The organism is Embleya sp. NPDC055664 (genome assembly GCF_053618075.1).
Map to the genome: position 1 here is coordinate 23,045 of NZ_JBSHGZ010000024.1, position 20,180 is coordinate 43,224.

Annotated in this window: 18 protein-coding genes and 1 pseudogene; 11 read left to right on the forward strand and 8 right to left on the reverse strand. The window is 71.7% G+C overall.

The window, feature by feature from the left end:
• Window positions 1-200: 200 nt before the first annotated feature.
• From ACWGR4_RS31005 to ACWGR4_RS31030, 6 genes are all read left to right on the forward strand, one after another.
• A complete protein-coding gene (locus tag ACWGR4_RS31005) occupies window positions 201-1,355 on the forward strand; it encodes a C45 family autoproteolytic acyltransferase/hydolase (protein WP_380006852.1) in 1,155 nt (384 codons plus the stop codon).
• Between the two features lie 78 nt (window positions 1,356-1,433).
• Window positions 1,434-3,086, forward strand: a complete 1,653-nt coding sequence (locus ACWGR4_RS31010) for an ABC transporter substrate-binding protein (protein WP_452130949.1) — start codon at window positions 1,434-1,436, stop codon at window positions 3,084-3,086.
• Window positions 3,087-3,148: 62 nt separating this feature from the next.
• Window positions 3,149-4,099, forward strand: a complete 951-nt coding sequence (locus ACWGR4_RS31015; RefSeq protein WP_380006156.1) for an ABC transporter permease — start codon at window positions 3,149-3,151, stop codon at window positions 4,097-4,099.
• Complete coding sequence (locus ACWGR4_RS31020) at window positions 4,096-4,971, forward strand: ABC transporter permease (RefSeq protein ID WP_380006158.1); 876 nt, start codon at window positions 4,096-4,098, stop codon at window positions 4,969-4,971. The genes ACWGR4_RS31015 and ACWGR4_RS31020 overlap by 4 nt, the downstream gene beginning before the upstream one ends.
• 2 nt (window positions 4,972-4,973) lie before the next feature.
• Complete coding sequence (locus ACWGR4_RS31025) at window positions 4,974-6,002, forward strand: ABC transporter ATP-binding protein (protein ID WP_452130962.1); 1,029 nt, start codon at window positions 4,974-4,976, stop codon at window positions 6,000-6,002.
• Window positions 5,999-6,820, forward strand: coding sequence for an ABC transporter ATP-binding protein (locus ACWGR4_RS31030; protein ID WP_452130950.1), 822 nt, complete (start codon window positions 5,999-6,001; stop codon window positions 6,818-6,820). Before ACWGR4_RS31025 ends, ACWGR4_RS31030 begins: the two co-directional genes overlap by 4 nt.
• On the opposite strand, the gene ACWGR4_RS31035 is transcribed toward ACWGR4_RS31030, so the two are convergent.
• Window positions 6,733-7,521: a TetR/AcrR family transcriptional regulator gene (locus tag ACWGR4_RS31035; RefSeq protein WP_452130951.1), complete on the reverse strand. Its 789-nt coding sequence runs from the start codon at window positions 7,519-7,521 to the stop codon at window positions 6,733-6,735. The two genes, ACWGR4_RS31030 and ACWGR4_RS31035, sit on opposite strands and share 88 nt — an antisense overlap.
• 844 nt (window positions 7,522-8,365) lie before the next feature.
• Between ACWGR4_RS31035 and ACWGR4_RS31040 the strand changes: the two genes are divergently transcribed.
• Complete coding sequence (locus ACWGR4_RS31040) at window positions 8,366-9,382, forward strand: ArsR/SmtB family transcription factor (protein WP_452130952.1); 1,017 nt, start codon at window positions 8,366-8,368, stop codon at window positions 9,380-9,382.
• 278 nt (window positions 9,383-9,660) lie between these two features.
• Window positions 9,661-10,554 (forward strand): hypothetical protein, encoded by an 894-nt coding sequence (locus ACWGR4_RS31045; RefSeq protein WP_452130963.1) that lies wholly within the window; start codon window positions 9,661-9,663, stop codon window positions 10,552-10,554.
• A gap of 19 nt (window positions 10,555-10,573) precedes the next feature.
• Here the strand turns inward: ACWGR4_RS31045 and ACWGR4_RS31050 are convergent.
• Both ACWGR4_RS31050 and ACWGR4_RS31055 read right to left on the reverse strand, forming a co-directional pair.
• Window positions 10,574-10,681 (reverse strand): annotated as a pseudogene (locus ACWGR4_RS31050) (SAM-dependent methyltransferase); the annotation flags it as partial.
• A gap of 106 nt (window positions 10,682-10,787) precedes the next feature.
• Window positions 10,788-11,237 carry a nuclear transport factor 2 family protein gene (locus ACWGR4_RS31055; protein WP_452130953.1) on the reverse strand — a complete coding sequence of 150 codons (450 nt, stop codon included), beginning with the start codon at window positions 11,235-11,237 and terminating at the stop codon, window positions 10,788-10,790.
• Window positions 11,238-11,366: 129 nt separating this feature from the next.
• On the opposite strand from ACWGR4_RS31055, the gene ACWGR4_RS31060 reads away from it, so the two are divergent.
• Window positions 11,367-11,909: a MarR family winged helix-turn-helix transcriptional regulator gene (locus tag ACWGR4_RS31060; protein ID WP_452130954.1), complete on the forward strand. Its 543-nt coding sequence runs from the start codon at window positions 11,367-11,369 to the stop codon at window positions 11,907-11,909.
• A gap of 188 nt (window positions 11,910-12,097) precedes the next feature.
• Here ACWGR4_RS31060 and ACWGR4_RS31065 read toward each other — a convergent pair whose 3' ends face one another.
• The 4 genes from ACWGR4_RS31065 to ACWGR4_RS31080 all read right to left on the reverse strand — a co-directional run bounded on the left by ACWGR4_RS31065 (window position 12,098) and on the right by ACWGR4_RS31080 (window position 16,040).
• Complete coding sequence (locus tag ACWGR4_RS31065; RefSeq protein ID WP_395795079.1) at window positions 12,098-13,576, reverse strand: GntT/GntP/DsdX family permease; 1,479 nt, start codon at window positions 13,574-13,576, stop codon at window positions 12,098-12,100.
• A gap of 118 nt (window positions 13,577-13,694) precedes the next feature.
• Entirely contained in the window at window positions 13,695-14,114 is a 420-nt protein-coding gene (locus tag ACWGR4_RS31070; RefSeq protein WP_380006176.1) for a RidA family protein, read from the reverse strand.
• A 58-nt stretch (window positions 14,115-14,172) separates the two neighbouring features.
• Window positions 14,173-14,928 (reverse strand): IclR family transcriptional regulator, encoded by a 756-nt coding sequence (locus tag ACWGR4_RS31075; protein WP_452130955.1) that lies wholly within the window; start codon window positions 14,926-14,928, stop codon window positions 14,173-14,175.
• Window positions 14,925-16,040 carry a sugar kinase gene (locus ACWGR4_RS31080; protein ID WP_452130956.1) on the reverse strand — a complete coding sequence of 372 codons (1,116 nt, stop codon included), beginning with the start codon at window positions 16,038-16,040 and terminating at the stop codon, window positions 14,925-14,927. The genes ACWGR4_RS31075 and ACWGR4_RS31080 overlap by 4 nt, the downstream gene beginning before the upstream one ends.
• A 176-nt stretch (window positions 16,041-16,216) precedes the next feature.
• Here ACWGR4_RS31080 and ACWGR4_RS31085 point away from each other — a divergent pair, with 176 nt between their 5' ends.
• Together ACWGR4_RS31085 and ACWGR4_RS31090 are read left to right on the forward strand one after the other, a co-directional pair.
• Window positions 16,217-17,506, forward strand: a complete 1,290-nt coding sequence (locus ACWGR4_RS31085) for an amino acid deaminase (protein ID WP_452130957.1) — start codon at window positions 16,217-16,219, stop codon at window positions 17,504-17,506.
• Between the two features lie 10 nt (window positions 17,507-17,516).
• Window positions 17,517-19,133: an N-acyl-D-amino-acid deacylase family protein gene (locus tag ACWGR4_RS31090; RefSeq protein ID WP_452130958.1), complete on the forward strand. Its 1,617-nt coding sequence runs from the start codon at window positions 17,517-17,519 to the stop codon at window positions 19,131-19,133.
• A 57-nt stretch (window positions 19,134-19,190) separates the two neighbouring features.
• Here the strand turns inward: ACWGR4_RS31090 and ACWGR4_RS31095 are convergent, their stop codons facing one another.
• Window positions 19,191-20,069: an SDR family oxidoreductase gene (locus tag ACWGR4_RS31095; RefSeq protein WP_452130959.1), complete on the reverse strand. Its 879-nt coding sequence runs from the start codon at window positions 20,067-20,069 to the stop codon at window positions 19,191-19,193.
• Between the last annotated feature and the right edge of the window lie 111 nt (window positions 20,070-20,180).

Below are 20,180 nucleotides of genomic sequence, written 5' to 3' on the forward strand. Positions count from 1 at the left end.
TGACTCCCCGGTATCAACCATTACTCTCCTCATGAAACAAGCAATACATGTTACCGCGATCTCGTAATGACTGTTACGGCGGCAGCTCGGATCGAACCGACCCGGGACGACCCGGAACGACAAGTGTCGCCGCGACCCCCGCGATACCCCCGCACGGCGGACCCCCATACCCCAGCACCCCAGGAGACGACGTGAGTGGCGTGTCCCTTCCGACCATCGAGATCGGCGGCGAGCCCCGGAGCCGGGGCCGCCAGTACGGCGAAGGGGCGAGCGCGCTCATCCATACCGCTGTCGACTACTACGCCGAGGCGTTCGGCGCCGCCGGCGGCCTGACCTGGAGTCAGGTCACCGCCCGCGCCGAACACTGGCTCGCCCCGTCCCGCGCCTTCGCCCCCGACCTGGTCGAGGAGATGACCGGGATCGCCGAGGGAGCCGGTCTCGACCTGCTCGACATCCTCGCCCTCAACGCCCGCGGCGAGATCATCTACGACGACACCTTCGCCGCGATGGGAGCCCCGGCCGCACCCCCGACCCCAAAGACCCCGGAGACCCCCGACGGTTGTACCTCCTTCGCCCTGCTCGAACCGGCCTCCGGCGACGGCCACGTGTACGCCGGTCAGAACTGGGACTGGCGCCACGGCGTGCGCGAGACGGTCATGGTCGTGCGCGTGGTCCAGCCCGGCAAGCCCACCGTGGTGATGCAGGTCGAGGCGGGCCAGGTCGGCCGGCAGGGCGCCAACTCGGCCGGCCTCGCGCTCAACGCCAACGGCCTCGGCGGTCGCTTCGACCACGCCATCGGCATCCCGCAGACGCTGATCCGGCGCCGCGTACTCGACTGCGCCAACCCGGCCGAGGCGCTGGACGTGCTCTTCCGCACCCGCGCACACATCGCCAGCAACGCCCTGCTCACCCACCGCGCGGGCTTCGCGATCGACGTCGAGACCACCCCCGGCGCCAACGGCTGGATGTATCCCGACGACGGCCTGCTCGTGCACGGCAATCACTACCAGGCCTTCATGCCCACCCAGCTGGCCGCGAACTACCGCCCCTCGGCGCCGGATTCGCTGCTCCGAGTGCCGCGCGCAGAGGCCGGCCTTCGGCGCTGCCGGGACGCGGGCGACCCGGCCGCGACCCGCAAGCTGATCCACGCCGCGATGTCCGACCACCTCGGCTACCCCGAATCGTTGTGCACCCACCCGGATCCGGCCCGACCGGCGGTCCGACAGTGGGCGACGCTCCTGTCCAGTTGCGTCGATCTGACCACGGGCGAATACCGCGTCACCGCCGGCACCCCGTGCGATCACGAGTACGAACTCCTGCCCTGGAACCTGCACGACGGCCCCGGCGGCGCCTGAACCCGCCGCTCCCGGCGCCGCTCGGCCTCGCATCCCCGCACCCCGCGTCCCCGCACGCCCGCATCCCCGGAGAGTCGCATGCCCCGCACCCGTACCCGTTCCCTCGCCGCCCTCGGCCTCGCGGCCCTGCTCGGCCTGAGCACCGCCTGCTCCACCAAGACCACCGGCGGCAACCACCCCGCGGGCACCCCCGGCAAACCCGCCGACCTCGCGCTGACCGACACCACCGCCAAGGGCACCGGCCCGGTGGACAGCGTCAGATGGCTGCTCGCCAAGGAACCCAAGTCGCTGGACCTGGACGTGCGTTCGGACAGCGACTCGAACGCGCTGCTCGCGAACGTCTGCGAACGACTGTTCCAGACCCAACCCGACCTGAGCTCGCGCCCGCACCTGGCCGACTCGGCCACCTACACCGACCCCACCACGCTCGTCCTCAAGCTGCGCGCCGGCGTCACGTTCCACGACGGTTCGCCGATGACCGCCGACGACGTGGTGTGGAGCCTGCAACGGCACGCCGCCGACGGCAGGAACGAGTCGGACGAGTTCGAGCGGGTCGGCTCCATCGAACGCACCGGCGACGCCGAGGTCACCGTGCGCCTGAAGGAACCCGACGCGCTGTTCACCAAGGCCCTCGCCGGCAACGCGGGCGTCGTGCTCGACCGCGAACAGGCCGAGCCCGCGGGCAAGGACTACGGCACCCCGGGCCGCACCGACGCCTGCACGGGCCCGTACACCCTCAAGGAATGGAAGGCCGGCAGCCGGATAACCCTGGAGCGCTACGACGCCTACTGGGACAAATCCCGCAAGCCGCTGGTGCGTTCGGCCACCTTCGGCTGGGCCGACGAGAACGCCATGGTCAACAGCATGACCACCGGCGCCGCCGACGGCACCTACCTGACCACGATGAGCGCCGTCCCGCCGCTGGCCGGCAACGGCGCGCTCACCGTCTCCTACGGCTCCTCCTCCCGCGCCTGGACGCTCATCCCCACCGAGCGCGGCGGCATGAAGGACTCGCGCGTGCGGCGCGCGCTCTCGCTCGCGCTGGATCGCCAGGGCATCGCCAAGGCGGCCTTCGCCGGACTGGCCACCCCCTGGAAGACCCCCCTGGGACCGGGCGCGTGGGGCTACGAGAAGGCCACCTTCCAGGCCGGCTACGACGCCCTCCAGGGCGCCCCGGCGCAGCCCACCGCCGCCGACCTGGACGCGGCGAAGAAACTGGTCACCGAACTGGGCCCGGCGGCCCCCACCCTCGTGATCGCCAACGACGGCACGCCCACCCGCAACCTGATTGCCAACGCGGTGGTGGACGCGGCCCACCGGATCGGCCTCAAGGCCCAGATCAAGACCATGTCCGGCGCCGACTTCACCTCCCTGTACACCGACCAGGCGCTGCGCAAGAGCGTCGACATGTTCGCCGACGACTGGTACATCTCCAAGGCCGACCCGGCCGGTTTCTACGACAACGCGCTCACCGGCTCGAACAACAACTGGGTCGGCTTCAGTTCGCCCGAGTACGACAAGGTCGTCAACGAGGCACTGCGCACCACCGACGACGCGGCCCGGGCCAAGCTGCTGGTCGAGGCCGAGCGCCGGTTCACCGCCGACGCGGTGTGGCTGCCGCTGGTCCAGGTGCCGAACGTGCTGGTCACCAGCACCAAGCTGACCGGCGCCCCCGCGTCGATGTCCAACGTCGCCTACCCGTGGCTGGCCGACCTCGGCGCCAAGGGCTGACGTCCCGCGCCGGTCCCACCGGCGCGCCCAGGCCCGTTTCCCCGCCCCCGGAGGTGTCTCCCATGCCCGCCCGCGCCCTGCGCATCACCCTTGGGCTGCTCGTCACCCTGCTCGCCGCGTCCTTCGTGATCTTCGGCGCCATCTACGCCGCCCCCGGCGACCCGGCCGCGTTCCTGGTCGGCGGCCAGGAGGACGCGACGCCGGAGAAGCTGGCCGCCGTCCGGGCCGCCTACCACCTCGACGACCCGCTGTGGGTGCAGTACGGGGACTGGATCGGCGGCGTCCTGCACGGCGACCTCGGCCGCTCGATGCAGTACCACGACCAGGTCGCGGACCTGGTGTCCTCGCGCGTGCCCACCACGCTGTTCCTCGTCTCCTACTCCGCCGTGCTGTTCGTGGTGGCCGGCGTCGCCCTCGGCGTGGTGTCGGCGGTGCGCGGCGGGCGGGTCGACGCGGTCGTCGTCGCGGTCACCACACTGCTCGCGTCGATCCCCAAGTTCGTCAAGGCGCTGGCCCTGGTCGCCTTCCTGGGAGTGCAGTTGGGCTGGTTCCCGGTCACCGGCGCCGGCGAGGGCTTCGGCGACCGGCTCCACCATCTGACCCTGCCCGCGCTCTCCCTGGCCCTGGGCGAACTGGCCGTGGTCAGCCGGGTGACCCGGCAGAGCATGCTGGAGCAGTACGCCCAGGACCACGTCGCCGTGGCCCGCGCGGCGGGACTGTCCGAGTTCAAGGTGATCCGCCGACACGTGCTGCGCAACGCGCTCGCGCCGGTGGTGACCATGTGCGGCCTGATCACCGCGAGCCTGTTCGCGGGCACCGTGGTCGTGGAGACCGCGTTCGGGATCAGCGGAATGGGCTCGCTCCTGGTCCAGGCGATCAATACGCACGACTTCCCGGTGACCCAGGCCGTGCTGCTGCTCATGGTGCTCGCGTACATGCTCGTCACCACGCTCGTCGACCTCGTCCACCCGCTGATCGACCCGCGGGTGCGCCTCGAAGGAAGCGCCGCATGACCCTCCTCCAAGCCGCCGTGCCGTCGGCCACCACGGCATCCCCCGAGCCGGCCAAGCCCAAGCGGACCTGGCCGATCCCGTTCCGGATCGCGGCCGGATTCCTGCTGCTGACCGCGGCGTCGGCGATCCTGGCGCCGCTGGTGGCGCCGTACGAACCCGACGCGATCGACCTGAACGCCTCGCTCGCGCTGCCCGACGGCGCACACGTGCTGGGCACCGACCAGTCCGGGCGCGACCTGCTCTCCCGGGTGTTGCACGGGGCCGGCCCGAGCCTGGTGGCGCCGCTGGCGCTGCTCGCGCTCGCGTCGGTGATCGGCATCGCGCTGGGCACGCTGGCCGCCTGGCACGGCGGTTGGGTGGACGCGTTCGTCTCGCGCGTCACCGACGTGATGTTCGCGTTCCCCGGGTTGTTGTTCGTGATCCTGATCGTGTCGGTGTTCGGCGACGGACTGACCACGGCGGTGATCGCGCTCGCGCTGGCCTACTCGCCGGTGGTGGCCAAGTACACCCGCAGCATCGCGCTCGCGGAGCGGGCCAAGCCCTACATCGACGCCTACCGGGTGCAGGGCATGGGCGGATTCGCGATCTGCGCCCGGCGGCTCGTGCCCAACCTGGCGCCGTCGCTGATCGGCTACCTGGTGCTGATGTTCGGCCAGGTGCTGATGGGCATGGCCACGCTCAGCTATCTGGGTTTCGGTGCCCAGCCGCCCAGTTCGGAATGGGGGCTGATGGTCAAGGAGGGGCAGGCCGCGCTGATCCAGGGCGCGCTGTGGCCGGCCCTGGTACCCGGCACCGCGATCGCCCTGGTCGTGGTGGCCTTCAACGTCGTCGGCGTGCGGATCTCCGACCGCCTGGGGGTGAGGGAACGATGACGATGGTCGACAAGGCGAACGCGGCCGTCGAGAACCGGCTCGACCACGATCGCCTGCTGGACATCGAGGACCTGACGGTCGAACTGCCCGGCGTCGGCGCGCGCCGCCCGGTGCTCGACGCGGTGCGCCTGTGCGTGGATCGCGGCGAAGTGGTGGGCCTGGTCGGCGAGTCCGGCTCGGGCAAGTCCACCGCCGCCAAGGCCGTGTTGCGGATGTTGCCGCGTGACGCGCGGATCCGCGGTCGGGTGGGCGTGGCCGGGCGCGATGTACTCACCCTGGACACCGGCGACCTGCGCGAACTGCGCGCCCGCCGGGTGGCCATGGTGCACCAGGACCCCCGCTCCTCGCTCAATCCGGTGCGCCGGATCGGCGACTTCCTGACCGAGCGGCTGATCCACACCCTGGGCCGGCCGAAGGCGCAGGCGTACGCCGAGGCACTGCGGCTGCTGGAAGCGGTGGGCATCGTGCGACCGGCCGAGCGGTTGCGGCAGTTCCCGCACGAGTTGTCCGGCGGGATGCTCCAGCGGGTGGTGATCGCGGCGGCGCTCGCGGGCGACCCCGAACTGCTGCTCGCGGACGAGGCGACCAGCGCGCTGGACGTGACGACCCAGGCCGAGATCCTGGCCATCCTGCGCGAACACCGCGCCCGGCGCGGCCTGGGCCTGCTGTTCATCACGCACGATCTGCACCTGGCCGCGGCCTACTGCGACCGGGTGTACGTGATGTACGCCGGACGGGTCGTGGAGGAGCGCACGGCCGAGCAGCTGTTCGCGGATCCTCGCCATCCGTACACGGCCGGACTCCTCGCCTGTACACCGGAGTTGGGCGATCCGCGCCCGATCCGGCCGATCCCGGGCCGGCCGCCGTCGCTGGACGACGCCTTCCCCGGCTGCCCGTTCGTCGCGCGCTGCCCGGCGGCGCAGGGCGCGTGCGAGACCTGGCGGCCGGTTGCCCGCGAACTCGACGGCGGCGGCAGCGTGATGTGCCGCCGCACCGACTTGGACCACCCCGTGGAGATGGTGCGCGCATGACCACGCCGGCTTTGGAAGTACACGGCCTGTGCCGCGAGTTCGCGCTGCCGGGCCGTCGTGGCGGCCGGACGGTCGCGGCCGACGACATCTCCTTCACCGTGCCGCCGGGCGGTTCGCTCGGCCTGGTCGGCGAGTCCGGCTCGGGCAAGACCACGATCGCGCGCATGTTGGTGGGCCTGGTCCGCCCGGACGCGGGCACCATCGCGGTGGACGGACATCCGCGCGCGCCACGCGCACGGGGCTCGGCGCAACGGCTGCGTCGGGCGCGGGAGATCCAGATGGTCTTCCAGGACCCGTACGTCTCGCTGGATCCCAGGCTCACCGCCGCGCAGTGCGTGGCCGGCGTACTGCGGCTGCACGGCGAGGCGGATCGTGACAAGCGGGTGCGTGAACTGCTCGACCAGGTCGGCCTGGGCACGCGCGAGGCCGACGCGCGTCCGCATCGGCTCAGCGGCGGACAGCGGCAACGGCTGTCCATCGCCCGGGCGTTGGCGGCCCGCCCGCGCGTCCTGGTGCTCGACGAGGCGGTCTCCGCGCTGGATGTGTCGATCCAGGCGCAGATCCTGCACCTGCTCACCGAGTTGCGCACGGAGACGAACGTCGCGCTGGTGTTCGTCAGCCACGACCTCGCGGTGGTGCAGCAGGTCACCGACGACCTGTTGGTGCTGTATCGGGGCGTGGCGGTCGAACAGGGCCGCACCTCCGACATCCTGACCGACCCGCGACACGCCTACACCCGGCTGCTGGTCGGCTCCGCACCGCGCCCCGGCTGGGACCCGGCCTCGGTCGGCGCACTGCGCGCGGAACTCGTCGAGTGAGACACGCGGTCGCCGGCGCGTCGGTTCGAGAGGCGGGCCTCGATGCCGTCGAGGATGAAGTCGAGGCCGGTTCGGAAGGTCTCGTCGGGGTCCGGGTGCGGGCCGTCACGGACGACCGATTCCAGCGCCGGGAATCGGCCGGTGGCGAAGACGCGTTCCAGATAGGGCCCGAAGGCGGCCTGCCACTGCCGCTTGTCCATCCCGGTGGCCCGCTCGGCGCGCCACTCGGTGATCTCGCGGCGCACCGCGCCGATCACGTAAGCATCGACCGCGTCGACGGCCGGCACGACGATGTCCAGGCCGATGTCGCCCATCGCGGCCAGCACGGCCTCCCCCCGGGCCAGCGCATGCGGTCCGAGCCGGGGACGCCCACCGATCAGATCGGCGAACCATTCGTGCCGGTGGGCTGCCTGCCGGGTGCTCTCGGCCAGGGAGTGCAGCACCTCGCGCCAACCGTCCCCGACCGGCCGAATCTCCGCGTGAACCGCATCGACCATCAGGTCGAGCAACTCCTCCTTGGTGGCGATGTAGCCATACAGCCGCATCGGCCCGACGCCCAGCACGGCGGCCACCTTGCGCAGCGACACCGCCTCCAGGCCGTCCACATCCGCCAGCCCGATCGCCGCACCCAGAATCCGCTCCCGGCTCAACGGCGCCGGCACCGGCCGACTCGGCGGCTCCTCCCGCTCCCACACCAACATGCCGCCGACGATACATCGCCTGCATCGATACGACGTATTCCACCAATACGGCGCATCATCACCAGTCGTGACGACCACCACCCTTGCCGAAGCCGCCTCGGTTTTGATCCCATTCCGCGGCCGGCCCGGGAGAGGTCGAGGCGTGCCTCGTCGCCCTGCTCGACGTTCGGATGAGCCGTGACGCAGCCGACCGATGGGCCGCGCACCGGGTCCAGCGGGATGCCCTCGACGACGGCAGCCGGATCGAGTGGGACGAACCGACCTGGTGGGCGCCGGGGTCGTTGTACGGCGTCGACTCGAGACACGGCCCCGGCGAGGACCACCTCCACGACGACGACCGGGTACGGGAGTGGCCGACCGAGTTGCGGCGGCGCAGGCCCCGACCGGTCCGACCGACGAGTGCGGCCGGAGGTGGGCGGATATCCGCTCACCTCCGGCCGGGTTCGAGTCCGGTGGACGTCCCGGCCCTCCCCGTTGGGCGGGGTGCGATCCGGGTGTGGGTGCCGCATGGGGTTGGGCGGCGTGCTCGTCGGCCTGTGCTTCCGCCCCGTGTCGGATCCTCGGCCGATTGCGTCGCCTGTACCCATGTGGTCTCGCACCCGGAGTCCTCCACTCCGGCTCGAATCTGCTCGGCGGGCGGACGACGTTGTCCGTTCGCCTCGTTCCCGAAGCCTGGTCGATCCGGCGTCGTCTGAAAACGCCTTTCAGGCTGGGCCGAAACCCCCTGGTCGGAGCGCCGTCGAGGACGCACACTGTCGTGGTCCTCCCGATGAGGTACGCACCGAACGGGAGGCGGCATACAGCGCGTCTCGGACGAATCGCCCCCGACCCTCGGAGTACACGAGTGCTGCGGATCCACTTCACCGCGGAGGACCTGGCCCGGACCCGACTGGCCACGACGGTCGGTGCGGCGGCCGAGACCTACCACAGCCTGGAACTGCTGCACGGTCCGCGCAGACCGCTGCCCTTCCGGGCCTGGCGCGCCGAGGTGGCCGCGCGACTGGAGACGGGGCCCGGTCCGCTCACCGCGCTGATGCCCGTCCGCGGCCCGGGCCTGGACCTGCGCACGCTGGTCGGGGACTCGCCCTCCCTCGACGAGGGCATCGAGAACCTGCTCGCGGTACCCGGCGCGCGATTACGCGCGGAACTGGCGGACCTGACCTTCGATCCCGCCTACTCGACCTGGGTGCGCGATTTTCTGGACGGCGCCCTCGAACCGCGCCGCGAGTTCGCCGAGGCGCTGCGGGCCGCTCATGCCGCGACCGTCGCGCCCTTCCACGAGCGGGTGCGCTCGCACCTGGAGGCGGCCCGCAGCCGCTACACCCGCGCCTTGCTCGACGGCGGTGTCGAGGGGCTGTTGGCCGGGTTGTACGTGCCGTTCATCCGGTGGAATCCGCCGGTCCTGGAGATCCGGCGACGCAAGGACCACGACATCGTGCTCGGCGGCCGGGGCCTGGTGATCGCACCGACGCTCTTCGTCTGGCGGGAATCGGCGGTGCTCTGGGACGTCCAGGACGAAACCGCGCCGTACGTGCTGGCCGTGCCCACGGTGCGCGACCTCCAGGACGGCGCCGCGCTGTGGCGGCCCGGTACGGGCGACGACCGCGCGCTCGGCGCACTCCTGGGGCAGACCCGGGCCGCCGCGCTGACCGTGATCAACGACGGTTGTACGACCACGGAGTTGGCCCGTCGGCTGAACGTCTCGGCGGCGTCCGCGAGCCAACACGCGACCGTGCTGCGCAACGCCCGGCTGATCACCACGACCCGTCGCGGCGGCGCGGTCCTGCACTCGCTGACCTCGCTGGGCCTGGAACTCCTCGGCGAAACCCCGCCGCGCGCCCGCCACCCGGCGCGGACCTGACCCGACCAACCCGACGCGACCCGACTCCACGACGCGACCCGGCCGCTCACGCCGGCGGCTCAGTCCGTCGGCGGCGCCGGCACCGGAATCACCGGCTCCCCGAGCGCTTCGCGGTTGCGCAGCAGGGCCTGGAGCCCGATACCCGACCCGTCGTCGCCATCGTCGCACGCCCCGGGAACGTCGAGGCGGGTCGGCGGGCCGGGATTGCGCGGCGGGCGCGGGCGGGAAGGCTGCCGGTGACCGGTTGTCGTCGTCGTGTCGGGAAGGAACCGCCCGTGATGCGCAGGGGTTCGGGTACGAGCGCCCAAAAGGGTCATCCGTTCGGTCGTCGGCCCACCGGCGGTTGGGCCGACACGGTGTGGGACTGGTCGAAGTCCGGTACCCGCGACGCCGCCCGGAACCGGCTGTTACGCCGACTACCCGGAATCGGTCCGGCGACGGCGTACCGGTTCGGCCTGGTGGAGCGGCCCCACTACGCCTACGGCGTGCGCCGGGCCACCGAATCGGCCGCGCGCCTGGGGCATCGCGGCGTGACGGTGGTGGAGTTCGGGGTGGCCGGCGGCAACGGCCTGCTGGCGCTGGCCGAACACGCCCGCCACTACGCCGCCGCCACCGGCGTGGCGGTGCGCGTGGTCGGCTTCGACGGCGGGGTGGGCATGCCGCCGGCCAAGGATCCCCGCGACCTGCCCTACCTGTTCGGCCCCGGCTTCTACGCCATGGACCACGCCCGATTACGCGCCCGCCTGGGCGAGACCGAACTGGTGATCGGCGACCTCGACCGCACGCTCCCCGACTACCTGGACACCCACACCTGCGAACTCCGGGAAAATCCGGTCGGGTTCGTCGCGTTGGACCTGGACCACTACACCTCGACGACCACCGCACTCGAACTCTTCCGCAGGTCCGACCACGGCCACCTGCTGCCCAGGGTCACCTGCTACCTCGACGATCTCCCGGGCACCGTCGAGCAGATCGGCGAGGCCGCCGCGATCGCCGACTTCAACGCCGCCCACCCGACCCGACCGATCGGCCGCGTCCTGGGCCTGCGCGCGTTCACCCCGTTCGACCCACCGTGGGCCGACCAGATCTACGCCCATCACCGCCTGGACCACCCCGACTACCCGACGCTGGAAGCGGGCGCCACCGGCAGCCAACTCCCGCTCACCCGCTGACCGCACGCCGGCACCGAGGTCAGGGTTTGCGGGCGACGAAAGCCCACTGGTCGACCGGGGTCGTGGTGACCGGCTCGTCGGGGCGCCACAGGGTGATCGAGCCGAAGCCGGGTTCGGCGAGGTCGAGTCGGCCGACGCCGATCCCGAACACGCTCCGGAGGCAGGGGAGTTCCGCGACCCGGTCGAGCCCCCGCAGCCCCGGACGTGCCCGGCGTCGCCACGTCCTCCGGGCGCTACGCCGTCTCGGCCGCCGAGTCGTCGCCGATGATCGAGTCGACGGTGATCCAGTCCGGCGGCATCGTGGGCGGCGTCTTCCAGAAGATGTCGAGCTTGCGGATCAGTCCGTCGTCGTTCAGTTCCAGGTAGTTGGCGAAGCGCATCGCGAGCGGCTGCTCGCCGGCGGCGTACGTGATGGTCTCCACGGCCTCGTTGAACGCGTAGCGGCCGTCGTCGCTGAGGAACGTGAAGCGCGACCGCAGTTCGTGGGCCCGGGTGCGGCCGATCACACCGGACACGAACGCGATGTACGCGTCCTTGCCCCGGCAGGTGTCCTCCTCGTTGTCACGCATGCCGATGCGGATGAAATCGTCGGCGAGAGTGGACGCGACGAGGTCCCAGTCGTGGCTGTCGACGCCCTTCCAGAAGTTCGCGACGGTCTTCGCCCGCTGCTCGCGGTCGCTCATGACGGCGGGTTCCTTTCGCTGGTTTGCCCGGCCCTGCACCGAACCACAGTTGCGACACTGACGCAACTATCTTGCTAGGGTGGGCCCGCCGGGCCGCCCGGCAGCACGCGACGCGACCGGGAAGCCCAGATGACCGACGCCACCCCCCGACCCGACCCGCACCCCCGACTCAGCGAGGCCGCCATAGGCGGCGACTCGCCGCACGGTGCCTGGCTGCGCTCGGTCATCCCGCCCCTGCGCGACCTGGTGCGCGTGTCCCGCGACGACCGCCTCGTCGAGCGTGTGGGACGTGAGGCCGGCGTACGGGTCCCCACCCACCTCGTGCTCGCCCTGACCCGCATCGGCGACTTCCAGCCGGTACGCCTGTCCGACCTCGCCGATCGGATGGAGGTCGGCCGCACCACGCTCAGCCGTCAGGTCGCCGAACTCGTCGCCGTCGGATTCGTGCGACGCACCCCCGACCCCGACGACGCCCGCGCCGCCGCCCTCGAACTCACCGACCACGGCGAGGAGACGCTGCGCCGGATCTGGGCGGCCTGGAGCGACGCCATCGCCGAAGTCACCCGCGACTGGCCCGAATCCGACCGCGAGGCCCTTCCCATACTGCTGGGCCGCCTGACCTCGGGACTGCAGGGCCTGACCGAGAACGGACCGAAGTCCCCGACCCGGTAACGGCGGTCGGGCAACGATCACCCCGAAGGCCCTCTTGCCGCCGGCCGAGCAGGTGCCGGGTGGCCGACCGGCCCACCGACCGCCGGCCGCCGGCGCCCCCTTCGGTCACCGCCGTGCGCGAGCCGTCGACGGTAAAGGCCGCCTTCCCGTTTCCGGGAAGACGGCCTGCGGCCCGCGTACGTGCGCCGCTAGATCACCAGGCTCAGCAACGCCGCGACCGCGAAGCCCGCCACCGACAGCACGGTTTCGAGGACCGTCCAGGACTTGAGGGTGTCGCGCTCGGAGATGCCGAAGTACTTGGCGACCATCCAGAACCCGCCGTCGTTGACGTGGGAGGCGAAGATGGAGCCCGCGGAGATCGCCATGATGATCAGGGCGAGGTGGGCCTGCGACATGTCCTGGCCCTCGACCAGGGGCACGACGATGCCCGAGGTGGCGACGATGGCGACGGTCGCCGAACCCTGGGCGACGCGCAGGACCACCGAGATCAGCCACGCGAGGACGATGACCGGGAGGCCGACGTTGTCGAAGGTCGTCGCGAGCGCGTTCGCGATACCCGACGCCTTGAGGACCGCGCCGAAGACCCCGCCCGCGCCCACGACCAGCAGGATGTTCCCGACGGGCTTGAGCGAGGCGGTCGACACCGTTTCGAGTGACTTGCGGGACCAGCCCCTGCGGATGCCGAGCAGGTAGTACGCGAGGATCAGCGCGATCGTCAGGGCGACGAAGGGGTTGCCGAAGAACTCGATGACCGAACGCACGGTCGACGGGTCGAAGGCGATGGAGGAGAACGTCGCGCCCAGGATCAGGATGAGCGGCGTGCCGATGATGGCGAGAACCGTACCGAGCGCGACGGGCTTCTCCGGCGGCTCGATGCCCGAGGCGGCCTGCTCGGCGGCGACGGCGGCCTTCGCCTCCGCGGCGGCCTCGACCATGTCGTGCGGGACGTCGACGAAGATGCGCTTGCCGATCCACGCGGCGTACGCCCAGGCGGCCAGCACGGCGGGGATGCCCACGACGACGCCCATGAGGATGACCCAGCCGAGCGAGACGTCGAACAGCCCCGCCGCGGCCACGGGTCCGGGGTGCGGCGGCAGGAACGCATGGGTCATCGACAGACCGGCGAGCAGCGGCATCGCGTACAACAGGATCGACTTGCCGGAGCGCTTGGCGGCGGCGTAGACGATCGGCGCCAGTACGAAGATGCCGACGTCGAAGAAGACCGGGACACCGAAGATGAGGCCGGTCAGGCCCATGGCGAGCGGCGCGCGCTTTTCGCCGAAGAGGTTCAGTAGGCGGGTGCTCAGCACCTCCGCGCCGCCGGACACCTCGAGGATCGCGCCGAGCATCGTGCCCAGGCCGATGATGATCGCCACATGGCCGAGAATGCCGCCCATGCCCGACTCGATGACCGAGACGGCGGCGGACTTCTGGACGGTACCGAAGAGTTCGGTGACGGACAGCCCCGCGCCGAGGCCGACGGCTATGGAAACCGCGAGCAGCGCGACGAACGGCTGAAGCCTGACCTTGATGATCAGGTAGAGAAGGAGCGCGATGCCGAGCGTCGCGACGGTCAGCAGGGCGGCCGTGCCGTCGAACAGGAGCAGCAGACCGCCGGTGTGCGGTGGGGACTTCGGGGGCGGCGTCGAAGCCGGCAGCGTGGACAGCACGGAGGGGACCTCATGGATTCCGGGCGCGTGGGGCAGGGGGACCGCGGCACGGCGCCATGGGGGAGGAGGGCGCCGTGCCGTGGGGGACAGCCGGGAACGATCGGGGCAAGGGGGCTCAGCCGAGAACGGCGAGCGCGTCGATCTCGATGAGCAGACCCGCGGGGAGGCCGACGTAGACGGTGGTGCGGGCGGAGGCGGGCGCGGTCAGGCCCTGCTCCTCGAAGTACGCGTTGTAGATCTCGTTCATCTCGGCGAAGTGGCCGGTGTCGGTCAGGTAGACGCGCATCATCATCACGTCGTCCCAGCTCGCGCCGCCCTCCTCCAGGATCGCCTTGACGTTGGCGAAGGTCTGGAGGGTCTGCTCGCGCAGGGTCGGACCGGCGGGGGTGGGCGCCTGGCCCTCGACGGCCGGGAGGAACCCGACCTGGCCGGCGACCTGGAGGATGTTGCCCTTGCGCACGCCGTGGGAGAACTTGGCGGGCGGCGCGGTGTGCGTGGCGGGGGTGATCGCGGTCTTTTCGAGCTTGTCGGTCATGAACATGCCTTCGTGGTCGGGGCGGTGATCGGGCGCTGATCGCGCGGTCGTCGGGCGGTCAGCGCGGGGGGTGGGCGGTGCCCGAGTACTCCCGCGTGATGGCGTCGGCGGTGCGGCGGACCAGCGGGAGCAGGCTCAGGAGTTCCTCGGCGGTGACGACGACATTCGGCGCGGAGACCGACATGGCGGCGACGACCAGACCGTCCGCACCGCGGACGGGGGCCGCGATGCAGTTGATGGACTCCTCGTGGCCACCGAGGTCGGTGGCCCAGCCCTGTTCGCGGACGGTCGCCAGTTCCCTGAGGAACGCGGCGGCGTTCGGTATCGAACGGGACGTGTACATGGGGTAGTCGAGCCGCTCGGCGATGGCGCGCCGTTCGGGCTCGGGCAGGTCGCCGAGGAGCAGCTTGGCGACGGCGGCGACGGTGATCGCGACCGGCTTGCCCACACGCGAGTACATCCGCACCGGGTAGCGGCTCTCGACCTTGTCGATGTAGAGGACCTCGTTCTCCTCGTACACCGCGAGGTGCACGGTGTGCCCGCACTGCTCGTTGAGCGCGACCAGGTGCGGGTGCGCGATCTCGCGGACGTCGAGGTTCTCGACGGCCTCCTGGGCGAGCGCGAACAGGCGCGCGCCGAGGCGGTAGCGCTGGTCCTGCTGGCGGTAGACGAGACCGTGCTCGTGCAGGGTGCGGAGCAGACGCAGTGCGGTGGACTTGTGGACGCCGAGGCGCTCGGCGACCTGTCCGAGGTCCGCGGGCCCCTGGGCCAGCAGCGGCAGGATGCTCAGCGCGCGGTCGACGGTCTGGCTCATGGCGTACATACCTCCCGGTCCGCCCCGGTGGCGGTGGCCTCGGTCCAGCCGGGGCCGAGACGCAGTCTGCCCCAGGCCGCGTCGTCCAGGGCCGCGAGGCGATCGGCGACGGCGCGCGGCGGCGGGACGGCGAGGTCGCCCGCGACGGTGAGGGCGGCGGCGGCCATGAGGTGGCCGTGGCGGATGCGCCGGCGTACCGGCAGACCGCGCAGGGTCGCGGACAGGAACCCGGCCGCGAAGGCGTCGCCCGCGCCGACGGGAGCGGCGATGTCGACGGTGAGGGCCGGTACGAACACCGACGGCCCGTCGTCGGTGAAGACGGTGGCGCCCGCGCCGCCCTGCTTGACGACGACCACGCCCGGCTCGGGGAGCGCGGCCCGAATCGCGTTCGCGCCGCGGATGTTCCACGCGGCCGCGGCCTCGTCCTCGCCGACGAAGACCAGGTCGGCGCCGCGCGCCAGGTCGAGCAGGACGGTGGGGTCGGCCGCCACGCTCCGGCGCTCGTCCCAGAGGTTCACGCGGTAGTTGACGTCGAAGGACACGAGGGGCCGACCGGGCCGGCGGCGGGTCGCCTCGCCCAGGAGTGCGAGGCAGTCGTCGGAGAGGGCGGCGGTGATGCCCGAGACGTGCAGGATGCGGCCCGACCACAGGTCCCGGTCGGGGACGACGCGGGGCGACATGGCGGAGGCCGCGGAGCCGGCGCGGTAGTAGAGGACTTCCGCGACGGGTTCGGCTTCCGTGGCGACCGCGACGGCTGCGGGCGCAGCGTCGGTTCCGGCCCGGTCGCCGGTCCCGACGGCGCGTTCGCCCGCGGTGCGGAAGTAGATGCCGGTCGGGCGGAGCCGGTCGCGCTGCACGGCCGACGTGTCGACCCCGTACGCCGCGACCGCCTCGACGAGGTGGTCGCCGAAGCCGTCGGTGCCGACCCGGCTGAGCCAGCGCGTACGGTGCCCGGCCGCGGCCAGCGCGCACGCCACGTTGGACTCGGCGCCGCCTATGCCGCGCTCGAAGGACGGAACGTCGGCGAGGCGACCGGAGCGTGTGGGCACGAACGTGACCATGGACTCGCCGAGGCAGACGACGTCGACGGTTGCCGGTGCGGTCACGCTCACGATCGCTCGGGCTCCTGGTTCATCGGATGATCGCAGATCATCGGGCGGTCGCATCCGCCTCGTCGACGGCCGCGCGACGCCGACCATTGACCCGGCGTTGGCTCGGATGTTAGACAGCAGCGAGCGATATACGCAATGGCCGTTGCACAGGATGCAACGATACTCCGGAGGTGCCCATGGCCGTCGACAACGCCGTCGGACGGCTCGCCAGGCTCGCGGACGAGCGTGTCGACCACCGTTTCAAGGGCCTGCCGCCGGACGCGGAGGGCCTGACCGTCGGCGAACTGGCCGCCGAGCGGCGCAACCTGTTCACCGGCGGCTTCACCACGCCGGTCCTGGCCCTGTCCGCCGAATCCGTCGAGCACAACCTCGCCCTGATGGAGACGTACGCACGACGGCACGGCCTGGCGTTCGCCCCGCACGGCAAGACGTCGATGGCGCCGCAGTTGTTCGCCCGCCAACTCGAGCACGGCGCGTGGGGCATCACGGTGGCCGTCCCGCACCAGGCCAGGGTCGCCCGCGCGTTCGGCGTCCCGCGGATCTTCCTCGCCAACGAGGTGGTCGACGCGGCGGCGCTGCGCTGGGTGGCCGCCGAACTCGACGCGGACCCGGACTTCCGGTTCCTGTGCTACGTCGACTCCGTGCGCGGCGTCGCGTTGATGGACGCCGCGCTGCGCGCCGCCGGGGCCCGCCGCCCGGTCGACGTGGTCGTCGAACTCGCGGCGGGCGAGGGCGCCCGCACCGGAGCCCGGACCGAGAGCGAGTGCGCCGAGATCGCCGACGCGGTCGCCGCCTCCCCGGTCCTGCGCCTCGTCGGCGTCGCCGGCTACGAGGGCGAGGTGCCGCGGGCCGACGGCGACCGCGTGCGTGCGTGGCTGCGCCGACTGACGTCCCTGGCCGCCGAGTTCGACAAGCGGGGCCGCTTCGAGCAGCTCGACGAGATCGTGCTCGGCGCGGGCGGCAGCGCCTGGTTCGACGCAGTGGCCGACGTTTTCGCCGAGCTTCCCGCGCTGTCCCGCCCGGTCCTGAAACTGCTGCGCTCCGGAGCGTACGTCTCGCACGACGACGGCCACTATCGCCACCTCACGCCGTTCAACCGGGTCCCCGACGAGGGCGTCCTCCAGCCGGCCTTCCGCCTGTGGGCCCAGGTCGTCTCCCGCCCGTCCGCGACACAGGCGTTCGTCAACGCCGGCAAGCGCGACGCCGCGTACGACCTCGACCTGCCGGAAGCACAGGTGGTGCGCTCCGCGCGGGACGGCTCGACGCGTCCCGCCGCCGGCATCGCCGTCACCGGCCTCTCCGACCAGCACGGCTGGATCACCACCGACGCCGACGCCGAGTTGGAGGTGGGCGACTGGCTCGGGATGGGCCTGTCGCACCCGTGTACGTCCTTCGACAAATGGCAGCTGATCCCGTTGGTCACCGCCGACGGCACCGTGACCGACTACATCCACACCCTGTTCTAGGAGCCGTCGCATGGACCTCGTCATTCGTGATGCACGCGTCATCGACGGCGCCGGCGGCGCGTCCTACCGGGCCGATGTGGGTCTGGACGGCGGCCGGATCAGCGAGATCCGGCGTGCGGGCGGTCCCCGGCTGTCCGGGCGGCGCACCCTCGACGCGGGCGGGCTCGCGCTCTCGCCGGGCTTTATCGACATGCACGCGCACAGCGACCTCGCGCTGCTGCGCGACCCGGACCACTCCGCCAAGGCCGCACAGGGGGTGACGCTCGAAGTCCTCGGCCAGGACGGCCTGTCGTACGCGCCCGTCGACGACCGTACGCTCGCCGAGGTGCGCAGGTCGATCACCGGCTGGAACGGCGACGGCTCCGACATCGACTTCGACTGGCGCACCGTCGGCGGCTACCTCGACCGCCTCGACCGCAACTTCGGCGGGCAGGGCATCGCGGTCAACGCGGCCTACCTGATCCCGCAGGGCACACTGCGCATGTACGCCATGGGGTGGGACGGCCGCCCCGCGACCGACACCGAACTAGCCCGGATGAAACAGCTCGTCGCCGAGGGCATGGAGCAGGGCGCGGTCGGCATGTCGTCCGGGCTCACCTACACGCCCGGGATGTACGCGGACGACGCCGAACTCACCGAACTGTGCCGCGTCGTCGCCCGATACGACGGCTACTACTGCCCGCACCACCGCTCGTACGGAGCCGGGGCGTTGCAGGCGTACGAGGAGATGGTGCAACTCACGAAGGCGGCCGGCTGCGCGCTCCACCTGGCCCACGCCACGATGAACTTCGGCGTGAACAAGGGCCGGGCCCCCGACCTCCTGGCCCTGCTGGACGCGGCGCTGGACGACGGCTGCGACATCTCCCTCGACACATATCCCTACACCCCCGGCTGTACGACGCTCGTCGCCGTGCTGCCGAGTTGGGCGAGCGAGGGCGGCCCCGAAGCGACCCTGGCCCGGCTCCGGGACGACGCCGAGGCCGAGCGCATCCGTCACCACCTGGAGGAGATCGGCTCCGACGGCTGCCACGGTGTCCCCATCGAGTGGGACACGATCGAGATGTCCGGCATCACCGATCCGGGTCTGGAGGCGTACGTGGGCAAGACCGTCGCCCGCAGCGCCGCCGAGCACGGCGAGGAGCCGTGGGTCACCGCCCGACGCCTGCTCATCGGCGACCGGCTCGGCTCGACGATCCTCCAGCACGTCGGGCACGAGGAGAACGTTCGGCAGATCATGCGCCACCGGGTCCACACCGGCGGCAGCGACGGAATCCTTCAGGGCGACAAGCCACACCCGCGCGCGTACGGCACCTTCCCGCAGTACCTCGGCCGCTACGTCCGCGAGTTGGGGGTGCTGAGCCTGGAGGAGTGCGTGGCGCACCTGACCTCGCGTTCGGCGGCCCGACTGGGCCTGCCCGACCGGGGTCTGGTCCGCGAGGGATACCGCGCCGACCTGGTCCTGTTCGACCCGGACACGGTCGCGGCCGGCTCGACGTTCGAAAACCCGCGCGTCCTGCCCACGGGTATCCCACACGTCCTGATCGACGGCAGGTTCGTCATCGAGGACGGCCGCCGCACGGACGTCCTCGTGGGCAAGGCGATCCGCCGAACCGGGACGTCCGCCTAGCGACCGAGCGACCGAGCGACCGAGCGGCCGGGCGGCCGTTCGTGCCGTACGGCGGGGTCAGCCCGGGAGGGTTTCGCCGCCGATGGGGGCCAGGACTTCGCCGGAGTAGTAGCCGGACAGGCGGCCGGAGGCGAAGAAGACGTAGGACGGGGCGATCTCGTCGGGGTGTGCGGCGCGGCCCATGGGTGTCTGCTCTCCGAACGAGGCGACCTTTTCCGGCGGGAACGTGGCCGGGATGAGCGGGGTCCAGACCGGTCCGGGGGCGACGGCGTTGACCCGGATACCCCGTTCCTGGAAGGACTGGGCCAGGGAGTAGGTGAACGCGAGGATCGCGCCCTTGGTCGCGGAGTAGTCGATCAGTGTCTTGTTTCCGCGCAGCCCGTTGATCGACGACGTGTTGATCACGCTGCCGCCCGACGGGAGGTGGGCCAGGGCGGCCTTGGTGGTCCAGAAGAAGCTGTGGATGTTCACCCGGAACGTGTGGTCCCACTGGGCGCTGTCGAGTTGTTCGAGGTCGTCGACCGGGTTCTGGGTGCCGCAGTTGTTGACGAGGATGTCGAGCCCGCCGAGGTCGGCCACGGTGCGCTCGACCATCTCCCGGCAGTTGCGTTCGATGGACAGATCGGCGCGATGGAGTACACACGTGCGCCCGGTTGCCTCCACCAGCCGTCGGGTGTGCGCGGCGTCCTCGTCCTCCTGGTCGGACAGGTACGCGACGGCGACGTGGGCGCCCTCCTTGGCGAAGGCGACCGCCACGGCGCGCCCGATACCCGAGTCGCCGCCCGTGATCAACGCCCGTTTGCCGTCGAGGAGCCCGCTGCCCCGGTAGTCGGCCATCTCGTCCCGAGGGGACGGCGTCATCTGCCTGGTCGTGCCCGGCGCGCTCTGCTGCTGCGGGGGCGGGGGCGGGACAGTGTCCTTGGCCGGTTTACTCATCGCGGGTCCTTTCGAGCACGACCATGGGGCGGTCGGTGGCGTGGCCGTCGCCCGTGCGGGCGCGCGATCCGCCCGCTACCCGCAGGGCTCCGGCCCATGCGCGGCGGGCAT